An 18,652-nucleotide genomic window follows, 5' to 3' on the forward strand; every position below is an offset into this window, starting at 1 on the left:
GGAGAGAGACGATGCGTTGGACGTCGATGTTGGCGATCTATGCCCTGTTCTGGGTGCTTTCGGCCTTTGCCGTGCTGCCGTTCGGCCTGCGCACCCCTGATGAAGTGGGCGTGGCGCCCGCTGCCGGCCATGCCACCAGCGCGCCGGTCAATTTCCGGCCGCGCGTGGTGCTGTTGCGCGCCACGCTGGTTTCGGCCGCGCTGTTCGCGCTGTTCTATGCGAATTTCTACAAGGGCTGGGTGACGGCGGCAGACCTTGATGTGTCTCGGCTTTTGGGGATCGACTGAGGCCCCTCCATCGCGGCTTCGCGGCGGCTCGCCCTCGCTATCACCGACGGGGATGGCGCAGACCGCAGGCCCGACGGACGGGCCCCATCACCACAAGATGCCGCCGTCGGGCTGAACCACCGGCACGGGCGGCAGGCCGATGCTTTCGTTGCAATCGGATTCGATCGTTGCGCACATCGCGGTCAGCGGGGCATCGTGGATCGTGTTGGCGAAGGGGTTCACCAGATCGTCGCCGATCTGCAGCGCGGCCAGGAACATGAACCCGGCCAGCGCCGAACCCAGCGGCGTTGCCGGCCCCAGCGTCTCGACCAGACCGATCGGCAGCAGCACGCAGAACAGCCGGGTAAAGAAGGTCGGGAAGCTGCGGTATTGCGCGGGCAGCGGCGTGTTGCGCAGGCGCTCCATCGCGCCTTGGGCGTTGGCGATATCCACCATGATCGCTTCGATCCGGTTCAACTGGACAGTGTCGATCCAGCCTTTGCGGAGCGCGGCGGCCAGGCGCATGCCATTGCCTTCGAGCAGGCCGTTGGCGGGATTGCGGCGCCCCAATTCGGGAATTTCGCCATCGCCCAGCACGCGATGCGCGCTGTCCGCCGGGCTTTCACCGCGCAACTGGTGGCGCAGCACATGCACATAGGCGATATGCCGCCGTACCACTTCGTGGCGCAGGGCCTGGCCTTCGGCATGATCGGGCAGGGCCGCGCCCACCGCGCGTGCCAAGCTGCGCGAGGCGTTGGTCATCGCGCCCCACACGATGCGGCCTTCCCACCAACGGGCATAGGCAGAGTTGACGCGGAAACCGAGCAGTAGCGCCAGGCCCGTGCCGAAAATGGTAAGCGGCAGGGCCGGCGCGGGAAACGGCGTGTAATAATAGAAGACGGTTACCGCCACGTCCCACACGAACAGTGCGATCAGCGTGTTCCACGCCGCCACGAATGTCATGCGGATACGCGGTGTCTTGCCAACGATCATGCCTGGATAAGCCCTTGGTCAGAGGCGTGCGGCCGAACTGCTGCCGTTATCCATGGTCAGCCAGGCCCGCCGCAGCGCGATGCAGCCGATAATACCGATCAACTTGGCCAGCGCCAGTTGCAGTGTCTGCCCTTCTTCGTTGAACGCCAGCCAGGCCAGCACGGCCATGGCAACCAGTGCGCAATGCACCGGCAGCGCTTCGATATCGTTCCAGCGCAGCGGTTGTTCGACATCCGCTGTGGTGTTGCGAAAGGGGAATGCAAAGGCCATCGACAGGTTCCCATGGTTGTGGATCGCGCCACCGTGGCGCGCCGCCATGCCCATCATTTTGCGTTGCGCCAGGCCCATGGGAAGGGCTGCGCAGGACAAGTGTGGCTTGCATTTCCCGAAAACATCATGTTTTTGAATGGGTTGCTCGGCGATTTCAAGAGTGGGCAACGATTTCAAACAGTTCTGCAACCTTCCTTATATTGCGACGCAACACCCGCTTCCTATCGTAGGGACATGGCTGATCGATTTTCCGAACTGCTCTCGTTCGTCCGCGTTGCCGAGGCTGGCAGCCTGTCGCAGGCGGCCGTCCGCCTGGGTTTGTCGCTGCCGGTGGTCAGCCGCCGTCTGGCGCAACTGGAAGCGCGCCTGGGTGTGGCACTCGTCCGGCGCAACAGCCGGCACCTTTCGCTGACCGAGGAAGGCCAGTTGTTCTATCGCCAGGCCGGGCAAGTCCTGGCGGATATGGAGCGCGCCGAAACCGTGGTGCGCACGCGGGCCTTCGGGCCGGCCGGGACATTGAAAGTGGCAACCACGCTGGCGTTCGGCCGCCGCCGCCTGGGTGACCTGCTGCAGCGCTTTGCCAAGGCCCATCCAGACGTGACCGTGCATCTCGACAGCGTGCCCGCGCTGAGCAATCCGGTGGAAAGCGGCCACGACCTGGTGATCAGCTTTGCCACGCCGCCGCTGTCATCGCTGATTTGCCGCCGCCTGGGCAGCAACCCGCGCTTGTTGTGTGCGGCGCCGTCTTATCTGGAGCGGCGCGGGCGGCCGCGCGTGGTGGAAGACCTGGCCCGGCACGATCACGTGGTGGTGCTGGACGAAGCGGGCGCCGTGTTGCGCGAAGGGCTGCCTGAAAGCCTGGCGCTGCCAGCGGGCCTGGCCACCAACGATGCCGACGTGGCGCGGGCATGGGCGCTGGACGGGGCCGGGATAGCCCTGCATTCGCTGTGGGAAGTGGCCGAAGACCTGGAAAGCGGCGCGCTTGAAGTGGTGTTGCCGGAAGTGGAACTGCCCGCGCTGCCCGTGGTTGCCCTGTTCGAGCCGCGCCAAGGCCGCACCCCGCGCCTGCGGCGGTGCCTGCAATTCCTGGCGCACCAGGTACCGGCCTTGGCTTGAGGGGAGGCCGCTGCCCCTCCGCCAGCCCTGCGGGCTGCGACCTCCCGATGGGGGAGTATCTTTGCTTTACACGCCTTCCAGCGCGTAGCCGGCCGAGCGCACGGTGCGCACGGGGTCGGCGGCGCCGGGCACGGCGATCGCCTGCCGCAGGCGGCGGATGTGGACGTCCACGGTGCGCAGTTCGATGTCGCTGCCGCTGCCCCACACGGCATCGAGCAGTTGCCCGCGCGAGAAGACGCGGCCGGGATGCTCCATGAAATGCTTGAGCAGGCGAAATTCGGTGGGGCCGATCTTGATCGACTGCCCGCGCCGCGTCACGCGGTGGGCGGTGGGATCGAGGCTCATGTCCCCGACGGTAATGGTTTCGCCGGCCAGCGCGGGGCGCACGCGGCGCAGCACGGCGCCAACGCGGGCAATCAGTTCGCGGGGAGAAAACGGCTTGGTGACATAATCGTCCGCCCCGGTTTCCAGGCCGCGCACGCGATCGTCCTCGTCGCTGCGCGCGGTCAGCATGATGATCGGCACATGCGCGGTGGCCTTGTTGCGGCGCAGGCGGCGGCACACCTCGATCCCGCTGGTGCCACCGATCATCCAATCGAGCAGGACGAGATCGGGCGTATCCTCGGCCGCGAGCAGCAAGGCCTCGTCACCGTCGTCGGTGCTGCGCACGTCATAGCCTTCGCCGCGAAAGCGGTATTCGACCAGTTCGGCCAGCGCGGTATCGTCTTCGACGAGAAGCAGCTTGGGGGCAGACACGCAGAACCTCCGGTAGTGAACCTTGACCGTAACCTTGCGAAAGCACGACAAATGTTACGCGGCCATGACGAAACCGGCGGGAATGTTGCCCCCCGGTGGATTACGCGGGCGGAATCACGTCTTCCCGTTCGGGCAGATAGGTGCCGGTGGCGGCATAGTGCACGATTTCGGCGATATTGGTGGCCTGGTCACCGATCCGCTCGATATTGCGGGCCACGAACATGAGCTGCGCCACGCTGCTGATCGTGGCGGGGTTTTCCACCATGTACGATACGAAGTTGCGGAACACGCTGTCATAGATCGCGTCCACCTTGGCATCGCGGCGCACGATCTCGGCTGCGGCCACGGCATCGCGCGCGGCATAGGCGGTGAGCACGTCGTGGACCATGTCGCTGGCCAGCTCGTTCATGATCGGCAGCAGGGTGAGCGGTTCGAAGCGCTTGCGCCCTTCGATGTGGCCCACGCGCTTGGCGATGTTCTTGGCATAATCGCCGATGCGCTCGATCACGCCGGCGATTTTCAGCGCGGCGATTACTTCGCGCAAGTCGTCGGCCATCGGCGCGCGCAGCGCGAGGACGCGGATGGCGAGGCGATCGACTTCGCCCTCCAGCTGGTCGATGCGCTTGTCGCGCGCGATCACGCTGGCGGCGAGGTCTTCGTTGCCGCCGACCAGGGCGTCCATCGCCTCGGTAATGGAAAGTTCGGCCAGGCCGCCCATTTCCGCCACCAGGCCGCGCAAGCGGGTGATGTCTTCGTCGAATGCCTTGACGGTATGTTCAGCCACGTCTCGTTCCCTTACCCGTAACGGCCGGTGATATAGTCCTTGGTGCGCTCTTGCCGCGGATTGGTGAAGATATCCGAGGTGGTGCCATATTCCACGATCTTGCCCATATGGAAGAATGCGGTGCGCTGCGAGACGCGGGCGGCCTGCTGCATGGAGTGGGTGACGATCACGATGGCATAGCGGCCGCGCAATTCGTCGATCAGTTCCTCGATACGGGCCGTGGCGATGGGATCGAGCGCGGAGCACGGCTCGTCCATCAGGATCACTTCGGGATCGACCGCAATGGCGCGGGCGATGCACAGCCGCTGCTGCTGCCCGCCCGAAAGCGCGGTGCCGCTGTCGGCCAGGCGATCCTTGACTTCTTCCCACAGCCCGGCGCGCTGCAGCGAGGTTTCGACAATGCCGTCGAGTTCGCTCTTGCTCGTCGTCAACCCGTGGATGCGCGGGCCATAGGCGATGTTTTCATAGATCGACTTGGGAAACGGGTTGGGCTTTTGAAAGACCATGCCCACGCGGGCGCGCAACTGCACCACGTCCATGCCTGAGCGGTAGATGTCCTGCCCGTCGAGCAGGATTTCGCCTTCGACGCGGGCGTGGGCAATGGTGTCGTTCATCCGGTTCAGCGAACGCAGGAAGGTGGACTTGCCGCAGCCCGAGGGGCCGATGAAGGCCGTGACGTAATCGTTGGGCACGTCGATCGAAACATCGTCGATCGCGCGCTTGGCGCCATAGAATACGCTGACATTGCGCGCGCTGATCTTGGCCGGGCCATCGTCGGGCAGGGCGTTGACGATCGGCGCGATTTCGCCGGTCGGTTCGGTCGTGGCATCGGTCAGGGGAAGGGGGGCGTTCATGTTACCACCGTTTCTCGAAGCGGTTGCGCAAGTAGATGGCAAGACCGTTCATGAGCAGAAGGAAGACCAGCAGCACCACGATCGCAGCGCTGGTGCGCTGGATGAAGCCGCGGTCGATTTCGTCGGACCACAGGAAGATCTGCACCGGCAGGACCGTGGAAGGCGAAGTGAGATCGCCCGGCGGCGAGGCGACGAAGGCGCGCATGCCGATCATCAGCAGCGGCGCGGTTTCGCCAAGCGCGCGCGCCATGCCGATGATCGTGCCGGTCAGGATGCCGGGCAGGGCCAGCGGCAGGACATGGTGGAACACCACCTGCACCGGGCTGGCACCCATGGCCAGCGCGGCGTCGCGGATCGAGGGCGGCACCGCCTTGATCGCGTTGCGGCCGGAAATCACGATGACCGGCATGGTCATCAGCGCCAGCGTCATGCCCCCGATCAGCGGGGCGGAGCGATAGTGCGGGAAAATCGCCAGGAACACCGCGAGGCCAAGCAGGCCGAAGATGATCGAAGGCACGGCTGCCAGGTTATTGATCGAGATTTCGATCAATTCGGTCCAGCGGTTGCGCGCGGCATATTCTTCCAGATAGAGCGCGGCGAGCACGCCGACCGGAAACGCCAGGACCAGCGTGACCAGCATGGTCATGATCGAGCCCTTGAGCGCGCCCCAGATGCCCACTGCCTGGGGGCTGGTGGCATCGGACCGGGCCAGGAAGCCCCAATCGAACGCGCGGACCAGCTTGCCCTGGTCCACCAGATGCTTTGCCACGGGGCGCAGCGCTTCCTGGCCATCGCCGCGTTGGGCTGAGGCGAGTTCGTCCGTCGCGGGCAGCGAGACGGGGATGCTGGCTTCATCAAGCAGGGCGGGTTTGGCGGCCAGGCGCGCGGCCACATCGCGCCACGCGCCGTCGGCGAGCAGGGCAGAGCCGCCCTGGCCCAGGCCCTTTTCGGCGGCTGCATCGACCAGGGCGGGCAGGCCCGCCAGTTCGAGCGCGCTGGCCGGATCGGGCTGGGCCAGCCGATCGCGATCGATCGAAAGCTGGCCGCGCAGCGGCAGGTCAAAGCGCAGTTCGCTGCGCTGGAAACCGGCCAGGCCGCTCGATGCCATCGACACCAGCAGGAATGCGAGAACCAGCGCGGAAAAGGCCACGGCGGCAAGGCCGGCCAGCTTGAACAGCCGGTCGCCAGCGTGGCGCTTGCCCAGGCGTGCCGCCATGCGCGCGCGGCGCTGCGCGGCCAGCGTATCGGAAGAAGAGGTCAGCGTGTCCATGGTCGGCTCACTCATAGGCTTCGCGATAGCGCTTCACCACGCGCAGGGCGATGAAGTTGAGCGCCAGGGTGACAAGGAACAGCACCATGCCCAGGGCAAAGGCCGAAAGCGTGGCAGGATGGTCAAAGCTGCCTTCGCCGGTAAGCATGGCGACGATCTGGAACGTCACCGTGGTCATCGACTGGAACGGATTGGCGGTGAGATTGGCCGAGGCCCCGGCGGCCATGACCACGATCATGGTTTCGCCGATCGCGCGGCTGACCGCCAGCATGATGCCCGCAACGATACCCGGCAGCGCGGCGGGCACCAGCACCTTGCGGATGGTTTCGGCGCGCGTGGCGCCCATCGCCAGGCTGCCGTCGCGCAGCGAATCCGGCACGGCGGCGATGGAATCGTCGGCCATGGAGGAGACGAAGGGAATGATCATCACGCCCATGACCAGGCCGGCGGCCACCGCGCTTTCGGTCGAGGCGCTGGAAATGCCGATCCCCTGGGCAAAATCGCGCACGGCGGGTGCCACGGTGAGCGCGGCAAAATAGCCATAGACCACGGTGGGCACGCCCGCGAGGATTTCGAGCAGCGGCTTCATCACCTTGCGCACCGTGGAGGAGGCATATTGGGTGAGGAAGATCGCGCTCATCAGGCCAAGCGGAATGGCCACGAGCATGGCGATGATCGCGCCGATATAGATCGTGCCCCAGAACAGCGGAATCGCACCGAACTGCTTGCCATCGACCGCGCCCGTGCTCATCGGATCGGGCGCCCAGTGGGTGCCGAACAGGAAATCGATGGGCGAGACCATGCCGAAGAAGCGTACGGTTTCGAACACCAGGCTGACGATGATGCCGGCCGTGGTGAGGATCGCCACCAGCGAGGCGATCAGCAGCAGGCCCATCACCGCGCGTTCCACCCGCGTGCGCGCGGTGAAATCGGGCTTCAATCGCAGGAAGGCAAAGGCCCCGCCGGCCAGCGCCACCAGGATGGTGACGACCAGGCCGATCGATTCATAGCGGGTAAGCGCCACGCGATAAGGCGCGATCAGCCCTTCGGCTTCGGGCATGAACACGCCATAGGCCTTGCCTTCGGCCACGGCGCGGGCCTGCGCCAGCATGGCTTCGCGTTCAAAGCCGAAGCCGGGCAGGGCGGCCGCGGCCGGATCGGCCAGCACGTGCGCCGTGATCAGCGCCGGGCTGACCGCGTTCCAGACCACTGCAAACACCAGCGCCGGCACCGCGATCCACAGCGCCACGTACCAAGCATGGAAACCGGGCAACGAATGCAGCCGCGCGTGCGGCGCTGCGCGGCGGAATGCCCAGGCACGCGAGCGGGCCGCCAGCCAGCCGACAAGGCCCAGCCCGAAGGCGAGCAGGAGAAGAATGGCTGGCGACATGATTGGGCTTACCCGTCCTTTCTTACTTGAGCTGCGAACCGTCGAGCGACGGCATCGTGGTCACGGCCTTGGCGCTTTCCGCCAGGATGGCATCGGGTGCAACCACCATGCCGAGCTTGGCCAGAGTGCCATCCTTGCCCCACAGCTTTGACCATTGCGTGACATAGGCCTGAAGACCCGGAATAGCCTTCAAATGCGCTTTCTTCACATAGATGTAGAGCGGGCGCGCACCGGGATAGCTGAAATCGGAAATGGTCTGGTAGGTCGGCGTGATGCCGCTCATCGTCAGGCCCTTGATGCGATCGGCGTTCTCTTCGACATAAGAGAAGCCGAAGATGCCGATCGCCTTGGGATTGGCTTCGATCTTCTGCACGATGAGGTTGTCGTTTTCGCCGGCATCCACATAGACGCCGTCTTCGCGAACCTGGGTGCAGACATCGTCATGCTTCTTCTTGTCGCTGTCCTTGAGCGCCTTCATCTCGGCATTGGCATCGCAGCCCTTGGCCAGGATCAGTTCCTTGAGCGCGTCGCGCGTGCCTGAGGTGGAGGGCGGGCCATAGACCAGGATCGGATCGGCGGGCAGCGACGGGTTCACGTCGTGCCAGGTCTTGGCGGTGTTGGGCTTGCCATAGGGATTCTTGGCCAGCGCCTTGTAGATGTCTTCGGGCGTCAGGGCGAGGCTGGCGCCGCCCTTGGCTTCGGCAAAGGCCACGCCATCCAGGCCCACCTGGATTTCGGCGATGTCCTTGACGCCATTGGCCACGCATTCGTCGAATTCCGACTTCTTCATGCGACGCGAGGCATCTTCGATATCGGGGTGCTGCGGGCCGACGCCAGCGCAGAACAGCTTCATGCCCGCGCCCGTGCCGGTCGATTCGATGATCGGCGACTTGATCGACGGGTCGCTCTTGGCGAGCTGCTCGGCCACGGCCTTGGCAAAGGGATAGACGGTCGACGAGCCGACCGCGCGGACCTGGTCGCGGCTGCCGGAGTCGGCGCCGCCGCAACCGGCCAGGGCAAACGAACCCAGCGCGGCCGTCGAAAGAGCAAGAGTGCGAAACGTGACCATGGCAATACCTTCCATTCCCCGTGGCCTGCCGTTCTTGGTGGCCTGGATGTGTCCCGGTGGATGCTGCGCCAATGCGACCGGCGTGTGACAGGTTTATGACAATTCCCGAAGCGATTGTGACAAAACCGCCAAGCCGCCGGAAAAGCGCCGGTCAGCCCTGTGCCGCGGCCTCTTCGGTGGCGAGATCCACCAGCGGCAGATGGACGGTTACGGTGGTGCCTTCGCCCAGGGTGCTGGCGATATCGAGCTTGCCACGATGGCGTTCGACGATGTGCTTCACGATCGCAAGGCCAAGCCCGGTACCGCCTGCCGCGCGGCTGCGCCCCGGATCGGAACGGTAGAACCGCCGCGTGAGGTAGGGCAGGTGATCGGGGTGGATGCCTTCGCCGCGGTCGGCCACTTCGAGCACGACATCGCTGCCCTCGCGGCGCACGCGCACCCGCACCGGTGCCTGCGCATCGCCATACTTGAAGGCGTTGTCGATCAGGTTGCGGATCAACTGGTCCAGTTGCTGGCGGTCGCCGCAGACCAGGCCGCTGTCGGTTTCGGCCACGATCCGCTCGTCGCCCACGGTAAAGCCCACTTCGCTGGCGATCGTCTGGGCCATTTGCCCCAGGTCGATCTTCTCGCGCGGGAATTCGTGCTTTTCCGCCTCGATCCGTGAAAGCGACATGAGGTCTTCCACCAGCGTCTGCAGCCGCTTGGCCTCGCGCAGGACGGTGGCGTGGAACTTGGCCGAGGTGGCCGGATCGATGCGCGCGTCGGGATCGGCCAGGGTTTCGACATAGCCGATGATCGAGGCCAGCGGCGTGCGCAATTCGTGGCTGGCATTGGCGACGAAATCGGTGTGGGCGCGGCTGATGTCGGCCTCGGCGGTGCGGTTGACCAGCTCGATCAGCGAAAACCGTTCGTCGATGGCCACGCGGCTGACCTGCCAGATGCTGCGTGCGCCAGTCAGCCCGCGAACCAGCGCGGTTCCCTCTGGCTTGTCGAGCAGGGTGATCGCCTCGGGGTGGCGCAGCGCCACGCGCGCATCCTGGCCCACGATGTGCGGGCCCAGCGCCTCGCGCGCGGCGGCATTGGCCGATGCGATGCGCTGGCGATCGAGCATCAGCACGGGCACGCTGAACGGCTCGACCAGCGCGACCATCGCCTGGCGCGAAACGCTGCCTTCCTCGGGCCGGACCTGGACGATCTCGGGCTCGGGACTGGCAAGCCAGAGCGAGGCGAGCCACACGACCAGCACTGCAAAGGCCAGCCACAGGCTGGCGCCGGCAAAGGGCATGGCAAGCGCAGCCGCCAGCGCGATGGCCACGCTTGTCCAGGGCAGGGCCAGACCTTTCATGGGGGTACGTCACTTTCGCAGGAAAACGAAGATGGCCCACCTGTTAGGCGAGGGCAGGGGGTGGCGGCAAGCCTGCGCGGGTGCTGTCACACTTGCGGTCCACAGAAGAGGCGCGTGGGCGCAAAGGCCGGGCGGCGCGCCAGCTTTTGCTTCCGTTTCGGCGGGACCGGTTATGCCGGGCACATCGATCGCGCAAATCTGGCCGGGATAAAAGATTGTTTTGCTTTGCCGAAGTCCGCCGTCTTGGCCATTTTGGCACATGCGCTGGTTGCAGCCGATACCGCCAAAGCTGCGGGGAAAGACGTGGCCGGGCGCCGCCGGGGCGCGTAAACGGGGGGCAAGGTCGAACATTCCCTTCATGGCTCGCCCGCAAGCAGGCACGGGGCAATGGCATGCGCAAGGGCGGTGGGGTGCGCAGGACGGCCCAACGAGGATGCAGCGTTCGGCATGAACCGATCGGCGCCATGGAGTGGAAGGACGTTAGCATGAAACCCTCGGATCGCACCGGCGCTGACAAGGCCGTTCTGGCCGACCTGATCGGCATGCTCGAAGGCTCGCTGGCCGTGCTGGATCGCCAGGGCGCCTCTCTGGCGGCTGCGCACCTGTCGATGGTGCTCGATCTCATGCGCAAGGAACTGGCCGGCCCACGCGTGGTGGAAGGCATCGCCGGCATCCCCGCAACCATGCAATCCTCGCAGGTGCATTGAGCGCCAACGGGGTGCCATCGGGCAAGGCGTTGCCGCCGGGACGCGCCCGTTGACGTGCCAAAATGGAAAGTGATCGGGACTGGCGCTTTGGCGCAGGACCATGATTGCAAACGGTGCTGCGGCAACCGACCGTCATGGTGACCCCTACGGGAATCGAACCCGTGTTTCAGCCGTGAAAGGGCCGCGTCCTGACCGCTAGACGAAGGGGCCTTTGCATGAAAAGGCGTGCCATAGGCTGCATCGCGCATTGTAGCGTTGCCGGCAATCCACACCTTGGGGAAGGCGGGAATGGTGACCCCTACGGGAATCGAACCCGTGTTTCAGCCGTGAAAGGGCCGCGTCCTGACCGCTAGACGAAGGGGCCGTCCGGCAGCGTGCAATGATGGTGACCCCTACGGGAATCGAACCCGTGTTTCAGCCGTGAAAGGGCCGCGTCCTGACCGCTAGACGAAGGGGCCGCCGGGCTTGCGCCGCTGGGCAGGTCCGCGCCTCTATTAGGCTGGGCGCGGTGCGTCAACCCGGCGATCCAAAAAATCCCGCCAAAAAAATCGGGCCTGAAAATTCAATCGGCAAAAGCGGCGTCTTCGATGTGGAGTTCGGCCGCCGGGCGGCTGCCCCAGTCATCCAGCCGGACCCGCCCGGCAAGCCACAACTGGCGCCCCTTGCAGCCGTGCAGCAGGGTCTGGCCCAACTCGGTCTGCGCGGCGCGAAAGGCCATGGCCTTGAACGAACGGCCATCCGCGCCAGCCACGATTGCGCGCACGTGATCGTTGCCCACCAGATCGCACTTGACCAGCCGCACCGGCCCCACCGCCACGCGCGGGCCAGGCCAGCCCACCCCATAGGGGCCGGCGCCCTCCAGCGTTTCGACCAGGCTGGGGGTGAGGCCACCGGGGCTGAGCGAGAGATCGAGCGCAAGGCTTTGCGCGGCGCGGGCGTTGGCGACATCGCGCCCCAGGCGCTCGTCCAGCCACTGTGCCAGCGGTTCGACGCGATCGTGCGCAATGGTCAGGCCGCAGGCCATGGCATGGCCGCCGCCCTTGACCAGCAACCCAGCTTCGCGCGCGGCAATGATCGCGGCACCCAGGTCGACGCCGGGAATGGACCGGCCCGAGCCCTTGCCCATGCCGGCACCATCCACCTCGGCCTGCTCGCCATCGTCCAGCGCGATGACCAGCGTGGGCTTGCCGGTCTTTTCCTTGATGCGCCCGGCCACGATCCCGATCACGCCAGGGTGCCAACCCAGGCCCGACACCACGACCACCGCACGGTTGTGCTGCGCTTCCACTTGCGCTTCGGCGGCTTCCTGCACCGCCTGCTCGATCGCGCGGCGTTCGTCGTTCAGCGCAGACAGGCGCGTGGCGATGTCCTTGGCTTCGTCCGGGTCTTGCGTGGTAAGCAGCCGCACGCCCAGCGAGGAATCGCCGATGCGCCCGGCGGCGTTGATGCGCGGGCCCAGCGCAAAGCCCAGGTCGCTGGCCGTGGGCGCGCGAGCGATGCGGCTGGCATCGATCAGCGCGGACAGGCCGATGTTGGCGCGCTTGGCCATGACTTTGAGCCCCTGTGCCACCAGCGCGCGGTTGAGGCCTTTCAACTGCGCCACGTCGGCCACGGTGCCCAGCGCCACCAGATCGAGCAGCGCCATGAGATCGGGCGGCGGCCGGCTTTCGAACCAGCCGCGGGCCCGCAGCACGCGGACCGTGGCCACGGCAAGGAGAAACGCGACGCCGACCGCCGCGAGATGGCCATGGGCGGCGGCCTCGTCTTCCTCGTCCAGGCGATTGGGATTGACCAGGGCCACGGCGGGCGGCAGTTCGGCCGCGCACTTGTGATGGTCCACCACGATCACGTCGATCCCGGCGGCCTGGGCCTGGCCCAGTGCATCGTGGGCCATCGCGCCGCAATCGACCGTGACGATCAGCTGGCTGCCTTCGCGGCCCAGCCGCACCAGCGCCTCGCCCGACGGGCCATAGCCTTCGAGCAGGCGATCGGGGATATAGGCCTGACCTTCCACCCCCAAGGCGCGGAGCAGGCGCAGCAGCAGCGCGGCGCTGGTGGCGCCATCGACGTCGTAATCGCCATAGACGGTGATGCGCTCGGCCCGCACCACGGCGTCCGCCAGGCGGCGGGCGGCCACATCCATGTCGCGAAACACCGAAGGATCGGGCAGGAAATCGCGCAAGGTGGGGCGGCGGTGCCGCTCCAGATCGTCATGGGGCACCCCGCGCGAGAGCAGCAGTTGATCGACCAGGTCATTGCTCAGGCCATCGTCGCCTGAACCGGCGCGGCCGAAGCGGCCCGAAAGGTCCATGTTGCCGCCGCGCCAACGCCAGGCGAGGCCGGAAAGGGAATGGGTAATCGCAGTGACGGGGATCATCCCTGCGCGGTAGCCGATCAGCGCCGCAGGGGCAAATCGGCCCGATGCCGCCAACACCGTGGAAACCGCATCGGCCACGCGCCGTTCATATCCGATTTGACACGAATTTGTCGGGCGCGTTTGCTGAGGTGGCCGGGGGCTTGGCGGGCAGGCGCGGGATTAAGGATCGGGGCATGTTGGCGATTATCTGGCACAGCCGCACGGGCGCGGCACAGGCCATGGCCGAAGCGGCCGCGCAGGGCGCTGCAGACGCGACGATTGCCGTCCGCCTGCTGCGTGCCGAAGCCGCCACGCCCGAAGATTGCCTGGCGGCGCAAGGCTTCCTGTTCATCTGCCCCGAGAACCTGGGCGGGCTGACCGGGGAGATGAAGGCGTTTTTCGATCGCTGCTATTATCCCTTGCTGGGCCGGCTGGAGGGGCGCGCCTATGCCAGTGCCATCGCCGCCGGCACGGCGGGGCAGGGGGCGCAGGCCCAGCTTGACAGAATCATCACCGGCTGGCGGCTGCGCCGTGTTGCTCCGCCCTGCATCATCCTTACGGGTGCAGATCGGCCCGATTCGATCTTGGCCGCTAAGACGCTGCCACATATTGCATTGCAAAAATGTCGCGAATTGGGACAGTTGTTATCAAATGGCTTGGAAATGGGTGCCTTTTGATCGTGGCGCCGCCAGATGTTGACGATATTTCGACCTTCTTGAGCGCAGGCACTCTAAGTAGCCGCAATGGATTGCGGTGCGGTGGTTGGCCCGAAGACAGGAGCTTGTGCGGTGGGCAATGGTAAGGACAGTGCAGGGGGGCGCGCGATGGCGACGCTGTTGTTCGCCCCGGGCGCTCGTCCCGATGCCGATGCCCTAGCCCGGCTGGCGCAGGCCGATCATGCTTTTGCGGTAAGCCATCGCCCGGCCGGCTCGGCGGGATGGGTGGAATTGCTGCGCGATGGTTTAACGTTCGATCTCAGCGGTTTATCCCCTGATAGCGGCAATCCCCCGCCCGTTGCCGCATCCCGCGTTGGGCTGCCTGCAGGGCTTGACGTGGCCGCGTGCGAAGCCTTGTCGCTGGCGCCGGGACCGCATCTGGCGGGCGCGGAAAATCTGCTTCCCGTGGTTCAGGTGGCCGCCAGCCTGCTCTTGGCGCTGGCCACGTTGCCGGGCCTGGTGGCGATCGGCTGGGTGCCTGCGGGCAACCTCGTTTCGCCACGCTGGTTCGTGGATGCCGTGCAACCCTGGCTCGACGGCGGGCCGTTTCCGGCGCTGGCGCTGGCCGGACTGAAGCGCGGGGCCGAGAGCGTGACGAGCAGTGGCTTGCGATTCTTCACCGGCCAGGAATTCGAACTGCACACGCAGGGCGGCCGGCCCAACGAAAGGCACGCGCGCGCTGCCGTGCGCCTGATCGATTGGCTGGTGGCCCATGGGCGGATCACCCAGGCCCAGACGATCACTTTGCCTGGCATTGGTGCGCTCTGGATAGAAACGGATGAAAGCGGTAATATTTCGGTACGATGGGCCTGACGAAAAACGTTCCTGATTCGTCCCAAAAGCTGCGCCAGGCGGCGCGCACCACGATTCCCTTCTATTCCGTTAACGTGGCCGGATCGCCAGGATACCAGGCGCACATGCAGCGGCACCATATCCTGCCGCGCCAGATCCTCAGCCGTCCCGCGCTGCACACGATGCTGGCCCGCCTGGGCGAGGCCAGCGTGGGCTTTCATGATTTCCGCCGCAACGGCCTGCTGCTGCCGGCGACCGAAGCGGCGGCACGGCGCGTGTTCATGCCGCTGCATCGCGGGCCGCACCGGCAATACAACCAACTCGTGCTCGAACGCATTGGCCAGATCGAGGCCGGCTGGCAAAAACGCCGCGCCGGCAACGATATGGCCGCCGATCACGAGGCGCTGATGCGGATCGACCTGTTGCAGCGCGCCTTGCGCCGGCGCCTGCTCGATCCGCGGCGCTGGGGCGGCATGCCGCTCAACCCGCGTGACCCTGCGGCCGATTTCAGCCATCTGGACGCGATGGCCGACATGCTCTGGGCCGAAACCGAAGCATAAGCAAAAACGCCCCGGAAGCAGACCTTCCGGGGCGTCCCATGCGATTGAAGTGGTTGGCCGTTCAGCGCCCGGCGTTGGCCGCCGAAAGGATGGCGCGCACGCTGGCGGTGGCGACGTCTTCGTCGATCCCCACGCCCCACACCACGCGGCCATCGGCCAGCACGCATTCGACATAGGCGGCGGCGCGCGCATTGGTGCCGCTGCCCATGGCATGTTCGGAATAGTCGCGCACTTCCAGGCCCACGCCGAAGCCATCGTTGAGCGTGGCCACCACCGACGAGATCAACCCGTTGCCGCGCCCACTGACCGATTGCACCTGGCCGTCGATCTCGATCTTGCCGGCAAACACGCGGGTGCCATCGGCGCCGCGCTGCTCGTCATAATCGACGAGCTGGAAATGCTGCGGCGCATCGAGGCGGTAGACCTTGCGGAACACGCCCCAGATATCGCCGGCCTGCAGTTCGCGCCCCAGTTCGTCGGCCAATTCCTGCACATGGCGCGAGAAGTGCGCCTGCATCTTCTTGGGCAGTTTCAGGCCCTGGTCCTGTTCCAGTACCCAGGCGAACCCGCCCTTGCCGCTTTGCGAATTGACGCGGATCACCGCTTCATAGCTGCGGCCCAGGTCTGCCGGGTCGATCGGCAGGTAGGGCACGGCCCAGAGTTCGTCATTGCGCTGTTCCTGCGCGGCGAAGCCCTTCTTGATGGCGTCCTGGTGGCTGCCGGAAAAGGCCGTGAAAACCAGTTCGCCGCCATAGGGATGGCGCGGGTGCACGGGCAGCTGGTTGCAGTATTCCACGGTCTGGATCACTTCGTCGATGTCCGAGAAGTCCAGTTCCGGGTCCACGCCTTGCGTGTAGAGATTGAGGCCCACCGTCACCAGGCAGCAGTTGCCGGTGCGCTCGCCATTGCCGAACAGGCAGCCTTCGACGCGGTCTGCGCCGGCCATCAGGCCCAGTTCCGCCGCGGCCACGCCGGTCCCACGGTCGTTATGGGTGTGCAGGCTGATCACCGCGCGGTCGCGGCCGGGCAGGTTGCGGCAGAAATACTCGATCTGGTCGGCATAGATGTTGGGCGTTGCCGCTTCCACCGTGGCCGGCAGGTTAAGGATGATCGGCTTTTCCACCGTGGGCTGCAGCACGTCCATCACCGCTTCGCAACATTCGATGCTGAAATCGAGTTCGGCGGTGGAGAAGGTTTCCGGGCTGTACTGGAAATGCCAGTCGGTCTGCGGGAAACGGGCGGCCTGGTCGCGCAGGAACGTGGCGCCGCGGCGGGCGATCTCGCGGATCTCGCTCTTTTCCATGCCGAACACCACTGTGCGCCACAGCGGCGAAACGGCGTTGTAGACGTGGACGATGGCCTTCCTGGCGCCAGCAAGGCTTTCGAACGAGGTCTTGATCAGGTCCTCGCGCGATTGCGTCAGCACCTGGACGACGACGTCTTCGGGAATGCGGCCTTCATCGACCAGCGCGCGGATGAAATCATATTCGGTCGCCCCGGCGCTGGGAAAGCCGACTTCGATTTCCTTGATGCCAACCTTGCACAGCAGATCGAAGAAGCGTGCCTTCTTGTCGGCGTCCATCGGATCGATCAGCGACTGGTTGCCATCGCGCATGTCGGTGGAAAGCCAGCGCGGCGCCTGGGTGATGGTGCGCGAGGGCCACTGGCGATCGGGCAGATCAACCTGCGGGAACGGACGGTACTTGATGCCGGGATTCTTCAGCATGGCCATGATGGCTGAACCTTGGATTTGGGAATGATGCGTCTGGTGTGAAGGGATGACCCTTGGGCGCCGTGCGCGCCGCGAAACCGACGCGTCAGCTCACGCCCAAGGGCGTGTAAGTCGCAGGGTAAGGTTCAGCGCGGCGATCATGGGGCATGCCTATGGTGGTTTGCGGCCGCCTTGTCCAGATGAAATGTCCGGCCAAGACAAACCCCGCACCGGCCGGGCCGATGCGGGGTTCGGGTCTGCGCTGGGCGGATCAGGCGGTCTTTTCGAACGCGATCGTGATGTTCAGCTTCACCTCGTCCGACACGAACGGCAGTACGCCGTTCACGCCGAAGTCGGAGCGCTTGATCGTGGTTGCGCCTTCAAAGCCCACGGTTTCCTTGCCCGACATGATGTTCTTGCCCGCGCCGATGAAATGCGCGGCGATCGACACCGGCTTGGTCACGCCGTTGAGCGTGAGGTTGCCGGCGACAGTGGCGCTGGTGCCGTCGGCGCCAGGCGTCACGCTGGTCGAGGTGAACGTGGCATCGGCCGGGGCGGGGCCGAAGAAATCGGGCTTCTTGCCGTCGGCGCCGGGGCGCAGCAGGTGGGCAGTAAGGCCGGCGCTGGCCGTGATCACCTTGCTGACGGGGATGGTGGCCGTCACCTTGGCGGCCGAAGGATTGGCCGGGTCGAGCGTCAGCGTGCCGGTCACGCTGCCGAACAGGCCGAAATAGTCATTGAAGCCCAGGTGATTGACACTCCAGGCCACCAGCGAGTGGTTGGGATCGGCGGCATAGCTGCCGGCAGTGACACGGGCCTTGTCGGGCTGGCCGGGCAGGGCCGGGGCCTGGGCAATCATCGGCGTGGCCGCCAGGGCAAGGGCCAGCGGCGCTGCCAGCGTGAACGCGGTACGAACGGTGATCATGTGAAGTCTCCCATGGGCGCTGCCGTTTCGCAGCAGGGCACGGCGCCCAGGGCATGGGATGCCAAAGGCCTGCGCCTGTGGCAAGCGAGCAAAGCTCATGGCTGCGCCGGCATGCGCGAACAAAACGCGTGCGCGCTGGGCGAGGCGGATAGACCAACGCCGCGCGCGATTGCCTCAGCCGCAGCGCGTGGCCGCAATCTGGCCGTGCTCGTCGACGATCACATTGAGGCGGCCGGGCTGGTAATCCATCGTCACGGCGTCGCCGGGATGCACCCAGCGGATGTGGCGGTGGCCAACGGCCGCGATGACGGCGGCGTGGGTCTCATCGTTCTCCGGCTGGTGCATCAGAGCGGCCAGGCGCCCTTCGCCGCAATTGATCGCGGGGAGGCTCTCGGCATCGACAGCGTCGCTGCCGTCGGCGAGCGGCGTGGCGGTGCTGGCCTCGGCCGAGGAACCCGGCTTGGGTACCTTGGCGCCGCACGCCGCCAGCAGGCAGAAACCGGCGCAGGCCGTGGCAAGATGTCGCAGCGAAAGCATCGGCAACTCGAATCTGGTCACGCGGGACACGTGGTGGGACAGGGCAAAGGCGGCAATTTCGAACCGGTAGGTCCAAAATGGCTATAATTGCTTTCTGGCCGTTGGCCATGCCGTTTGTCGAGCCTGCGCATACATCCGTAGAGGCCTGATATAAACGGCAAAGGGCCGGCCCGGGTGCGGGCCGGCCCTTTGCCGGACGACATGCGCCCCGCTGCGCAGGCAGCGGGGCGGCAGG

The 18,652-nt window shown here is 65.9% G+C and carries 20 protein-coding genes and 3 tRNA genes; 6 read left to right on the forward strand and 17 right to left on the reverse strand.

The annotated features are described in order from the left end of the window. The first annotated feature begins 11 nt into the window (after positions 1-11). Positions 12-287, forward strand: a complete 276-nt coding sequence (locus tag FHT19_RS04390) for a DUF1467 family protein (protein WP_168554536.1) — start codon at positions 12-14, stop codon at positions 285-287. Between the two features lie 87 nt (positions 288-374). On the opposite strand, the gene FHT19_RS04395 is transcribed toward FHT19_RS04390, so the two are convergent. Together FHT19_RS04395 and FHT19_RS04400 are read right to left on the reverse strand one after the other, a co-directional pair. After that, positions 375-1,259: a bestrophin family ion channel gene (locus tag FHT19_RS04395; protein ID WP_168554537.1), complete on the reverse strand. Its 885-nt coding sequence runs from the start codon at positions 1,257-1,259 to the stop codon at positions 375-377. Between the two features lie 18 nt (positions 1,260-1,277). Continuing rightward, positions 1,278-1,577 (reverse strand): hypothetical protein, encoded by a 300-nt coding sequence (locus FHT19_RS04400; protein WP_168554538.1) that lies wholly within the window; start codon positions 1,575-1,577, stop codon positions 1,278-1,280. 186 nt (positions 1,578-1,763) lie between these two features. On the opposite strand from FHT19_RS04400, the gene FHT19_RS04405 reads away from it, so the two are divergent. Then, positions 1,764-2,645: a LysR family transcriptional regulator gene (locus FHT19_RS04405; protein ID WP_168554539.1), complete on the forward strand. Its 882-nt coding sequence runs from the start codon at positions 1,764-1,766 to the stop codon at positions 2,643-2,645. 66 nt (positions 2,646-2,711) lie between these two features. Here the strand turns inward: FHT19_RS04405 and phoB are convergent, their stop codons facing one another. The 8 genes from phoB to FHT19_RS04445 form a co-directional block, all read right to left on the reverse strand. After that, the gene (gene phoB / locus FHT19_RS04410; RefSeq protein ID WP_168554540.1) at positions 2,712-3,401 is read right to left on the reverse strand and encodes a phosphate regulon transcriptional regulator PhoB; all 690 of its coding nucleotides are present in this window, start codon (positions 3,399-3,401) and stop codon (positions 2,712-2,714) included. A gap of 100 nt (positions 3,402-3,501) precedes the next feature. Then, positions 3,502-4,185 carry a phosphate signaling complex protein PhoU gene (gene phoU, locus FHT19_RS04415; protein ID WP_168554541.1) on the reverse strand — a complete coding sequence of 228 codons (684 nt, stop codon included), beginning with the start codon at positions 4,183-4,185 and terminating at the stop codon, positions 3,502-3,504. Between the two features lie 11 nt (positions 4,186-4,196). Continuing rightward, the gene (pstB, locus tag FHT19_RS04420; RefSeq protein ID WP_246865878.1) at positions 4,197-5,039 is read right to left on the reverse strand and encodes a phosphate ABC transporter ATP-binding protein PstB; all 843 of its coding nucleotides are present in this window, start codon (positions 5,037-5,039) and stop codon (positions 4,197-4,199) included. A gap of 1 nt (position 5,040) precedes the next feature. Next, entirely contained in the window at positions 5,041-6,324 is a 1,284-nt protein-coding gene (gene pstA, locus FHT19_RS04425; RefSeq protein WP_169474066.1) for a phosphate ABC transporter permease PstA, read from the reverse strand. After that, complete coding sequence (pstC, locus tag FHT19_RS04430; RefSeq protein ID WP_179504498.1) at positions 6,317-7,699, reverse strand: phosphate ABC transporter permease subunit PstC; 1,383 nt, start codon at positions 7,697-7,699, stop codon at positions 6,317-6,319. The genes pstA and pstC overlap by 8 nt, the downstream gene beginning before the upstream one ends. Positions 7,700-7,721: 22 nt before the next feature. After that, positions 7,722-8,768, reverse strand: a complete 1,047-nt coding sequence (locus FHT19_RS04435; RefSeq protein WP_168554544.1) for a substrate-binding domain-containing protein — start codon at positions 8,766-8,768, stop codon at positions 7,722-7,724. 151 nt (positions 8,769-8,919) lie between these two features. Next, positions 8,920-10,113: an ATP-binding protein gene (locus tag FHT19_RS04440; RefSeq protein WP_168554545.1), complete on the reverse strand. Its 1,194-nt coding sequence runs from the start codon at positions 10,111-10,113 to the stop codon at positions 8,920-8,922. 9 nt (positions 10,114-10,122) lie between these two features. Further along, a complete protein-coding gene (locus FHT19_RS04445; protein ID WP_169474067.1) occupies positions 10,123-10,464 on the reverse strand; it encodes a hypothetical protein in 342 nt (113 codons plus the stop codon). 134 nt (positions 10,465-10,598) lie between these two features. On the opposite strand from FHT19_RS04445, the gene FHT19_RS04450 reads away from it, so the two are divergent. Further along, a complete protein-coding gene (locus FHT19_RS04450) occupies positions 10,599-10,820 on the forward strand; it encodes a hypothetical protein (protein ID WP_169474068.1) in 222 nt (73 codons plus the stop codon). 135 nt (positions 10,821-10,955) lie between these two features. On the opposite strand, the gene FHT19_RS04455 is transcribed toward FHT19_RS04450, so the two are convergent. The 4 genes from FHT19_RS04455 to recJ all read right to left on the reverse strand — a co-directional run bounded on the left by FHT19_RS04455 (position 10,956) and on the right by recJ (position 13,197). Next, positions 10,956-11,030: transfer RNA gene (locus tag FHT19_RS04455), tRNA-Glu, on the reverse strand. A gap of 79 nt (positions 11,031-11,109) precedes the next feature. Further along, a tRNA-Glu gene (locus FHT19_RS04460) sits at positions 11,110-11,184 on the reverse strand. Positions 11,185-11,203: 19 nt separating this feature from the next. Further along, a tRNA-Glu gene (locus FHT19_RS04465) sits at positions 11,204-11,278 on the reverse strand. 104 nt (positions 11,279-11,382) lie between these two features. After that, positions 11,383-13,197: a single-stranded-DNA-specific exonuclease RecJ gene (gene recJ / locus FHT19_RS04470; RefSeq protein WP_169474922.1), complete on the reverse strand. Its 1,815-nt coding sequence runs from the start codon at positions 13,195-13,197 to the stop codon at positions 11,383-11,385. Between the two features lie 173 nt (positions 13,198-13,370). On the opposite strand from recJ, the gene FHT19_RS04475 reads away from it, so the two are divergent. The 3 genes from FHT19_RS04475 (at position 13,371) to FHT19_RS04485 (ending at position 15,244) form a co-directional block, all read left to right on the forward strand. Continuing rightward, positions 13,371-13,853 (forward strand): NAD(P)H-dependent oxidoreductase, encoded by a 483-nt coding sequence (locus FHT19_RS04475; protein WP_169474069.1) that lies wholly within the window; start codon positions 13,371-13,373, stop codon positions 13,851-13,853. Between the two features lie 147 nt (positions 13,854-14,000). After that, positions 14,001-14,705, forward strand: coding sequence for a hypothetical protein (locus FHT19_RS04480; protein ID WP_169474070.1), 705 nt, complete (start codon positions 14,001-14,003; stop codon positions 14,703-14,705). Beyond that, entirely contained in the window at positions 14,696-15,244 is a 549-nt protein-coding gene (locus FHT19_RS04485) for an AHH domain-containing protein (RefSeq protein WP_168554550.1), read from the forward strand. The genes FHT19_RS04480 and FHT19_RS04485 overlap by 10 nt, the downstream gene beginning before the upstream one ends. A 61-nt stretch (positions 15,245-15,305) precedes the next feature. On the opposite strand, the gene leuA is transcribed toward FHT19_RS04485, so the two are convergent. From leuA to FHT19_RS04500, 3 genes are all read right to left on the reverse strand, one after another. Beyond that, positions 15,306-16,976, reverse strand: a complete 1,671-nt coding sequence (gene leuA / locus FHT19_RS04490) for a 2-isopropylmalate synthase (protein ID WP_169474071.1) — start codon at positions 16,974-16,976, stop codon at positions 15,306-15,308. Between the two features lie 250 nt (positions 16,977-17,226). Further along, the gene (locus tag FHT19_RS04495) at positions 17,227-17,880 is read right to left on the reverse strand and encodes a YceI family protein (protein ID WP_168554552.1); all 654 of its coding nucleotides are present in this window, start codon (positions 17,878-17,880) and stop codon (positions 17,227-17,229) included. A 174-nt stretch (positions 17,881-18,054) separates the two neighbouring features. Next, on the reverse strand, positions 18,055-18,438 hold the full coding sequence (locus FHT19_RS04500) for an I78 family peptidase inhibitor (protein ID WP_169474072.1): 384 nt from the start codon (positions 18,436-18,438) through the stop codon (positions 18,055-18,057). Between the last annotated feature and the right edge of the window lie 214 nt (positions 18,439-18,652).

The organism is Novosphingobium sp. SG919, assembly GCF_012932495.1.
Taxonomy (GTDB): Bacteria; Pseudomonadota; Alphaproteobacteria; order Sphingomonadales; family Sphingomonadaceae; genus Novosphingobium; species Novosphingobium rhizosphaerae.

Coding starts and splice junctions, on each gene's coding strand:
- FHT19_RS04390 (WP_168554536.1), top strand. CDS start 12: ATGCGTTGGACGTCGATGTTGGCGATCTATGCCCTGTTCTGGGTGCTT.
- FHT19_RS04395 (WP_168554537.1), bottom strand. CDS start 1,259: ATGATCGTTGGCAAGACACCGCGTATCCGCATGACATTCGTGGCGGCG.
- FHT19_RS04400 (WP_168554538.1), bottom strand. CDS start 1,577: ATGGCGGCGCGCCACGGTGGCGCGATCCACAACCATGGGAACCTGTCG.
- FHT19_RS04405 (WP_168554539.1), top strand. CDS start 1,764: ATGGCTGATCGATTTTCCGAACTGCTCTCGTTCGTCCGCGTTGCCGAG.
- pstB (WP_246865878.1), bottom strand. CDS start 5,039: ATGAACGCCCCCCTTCCCCTGACCGATGCCACGACCGAACCGACCGGC.
- pstA (WP_169474066.1), bottom strand. CDS start 6,324: ATGAGTGAGCCGACCATGGACACGCTGACCTCTTCTTCCGATACGCTG.
- pstC (WP_179504498.1), bottom strand. CDS start 7,699: ATGTCGCCAGCCATTCTTCTCCTGCTCGCCTTCGGGCTGGGCCTTGTC.
- FHT19_RS04435 (WP_168554544.1), bottom strand. CDS start 8,768: ATGGTCACGTTTCGCACTCTTGCTCTTTCGACGGCCGCGCTGGGTTCG.
- FHT19_RS04440 (WP_168554545.1), bottom strand. CDS start 10,113: ATGAAAGGTCTGGCCCTGCCCTGGACAAGCGTGGCCATCGCGCTGGCG.
- FHT19_RS04445 (WP_169474067.1), bottom strand. CDS start 10,464: ATGTTCGACCTTGCCCCCCGTTTACGCGCCCCGGCGGCGCCCGGCCAC.
- FHT19_RS04450 (WP_169474068.1), top strand. CDS start 10,599: ATGAAACCCTCGGATCGCACCGGCGCTGACAAGGCCGTTCTGGCCGAC.
- recJ (WP_169474922.1), bottom strand. CDS start 13,197: ATGATCCCCGTCACTGCGATTACCCATTCCCTTTCCGGCCTCGCCTGG.
- FHT19_RS04475 (WP_169474069.1), top strand. CDS start 13,371: ATGTTGGCGATTATCTGGCACAGCCGCACGGGCGCGGCACAGGCCATG.
- FHT19_RS04480 (WP_169474070.1), top strand. CDS start 14,001: ATGGCGACGCTGTTGTTCGCCCCGGGCGCTCGTCCCGATGCCGATGCC.
- FHT19_RS04485 (WP_168554550.1), top strand. CDS start 14,696: ATGGGCCTGACGAAAAACGTTCCTGATTCGTCCCAAAAGCTGCGCCAG.
- leuA (WP_169474071.1), bottom strand. CDS start 16,976: ATGGCCATGCTGAAGAATCCCGGCATCAAGTACCGTCCGTTCCCGCAG.
- FHT19_RS04495 (WP_168554552.1), bottom strand. CDS start 17,880: ATGATCACCGTTCGTACCGCGTTCACGCTGGCAGCGCCGCTGGCCCTT.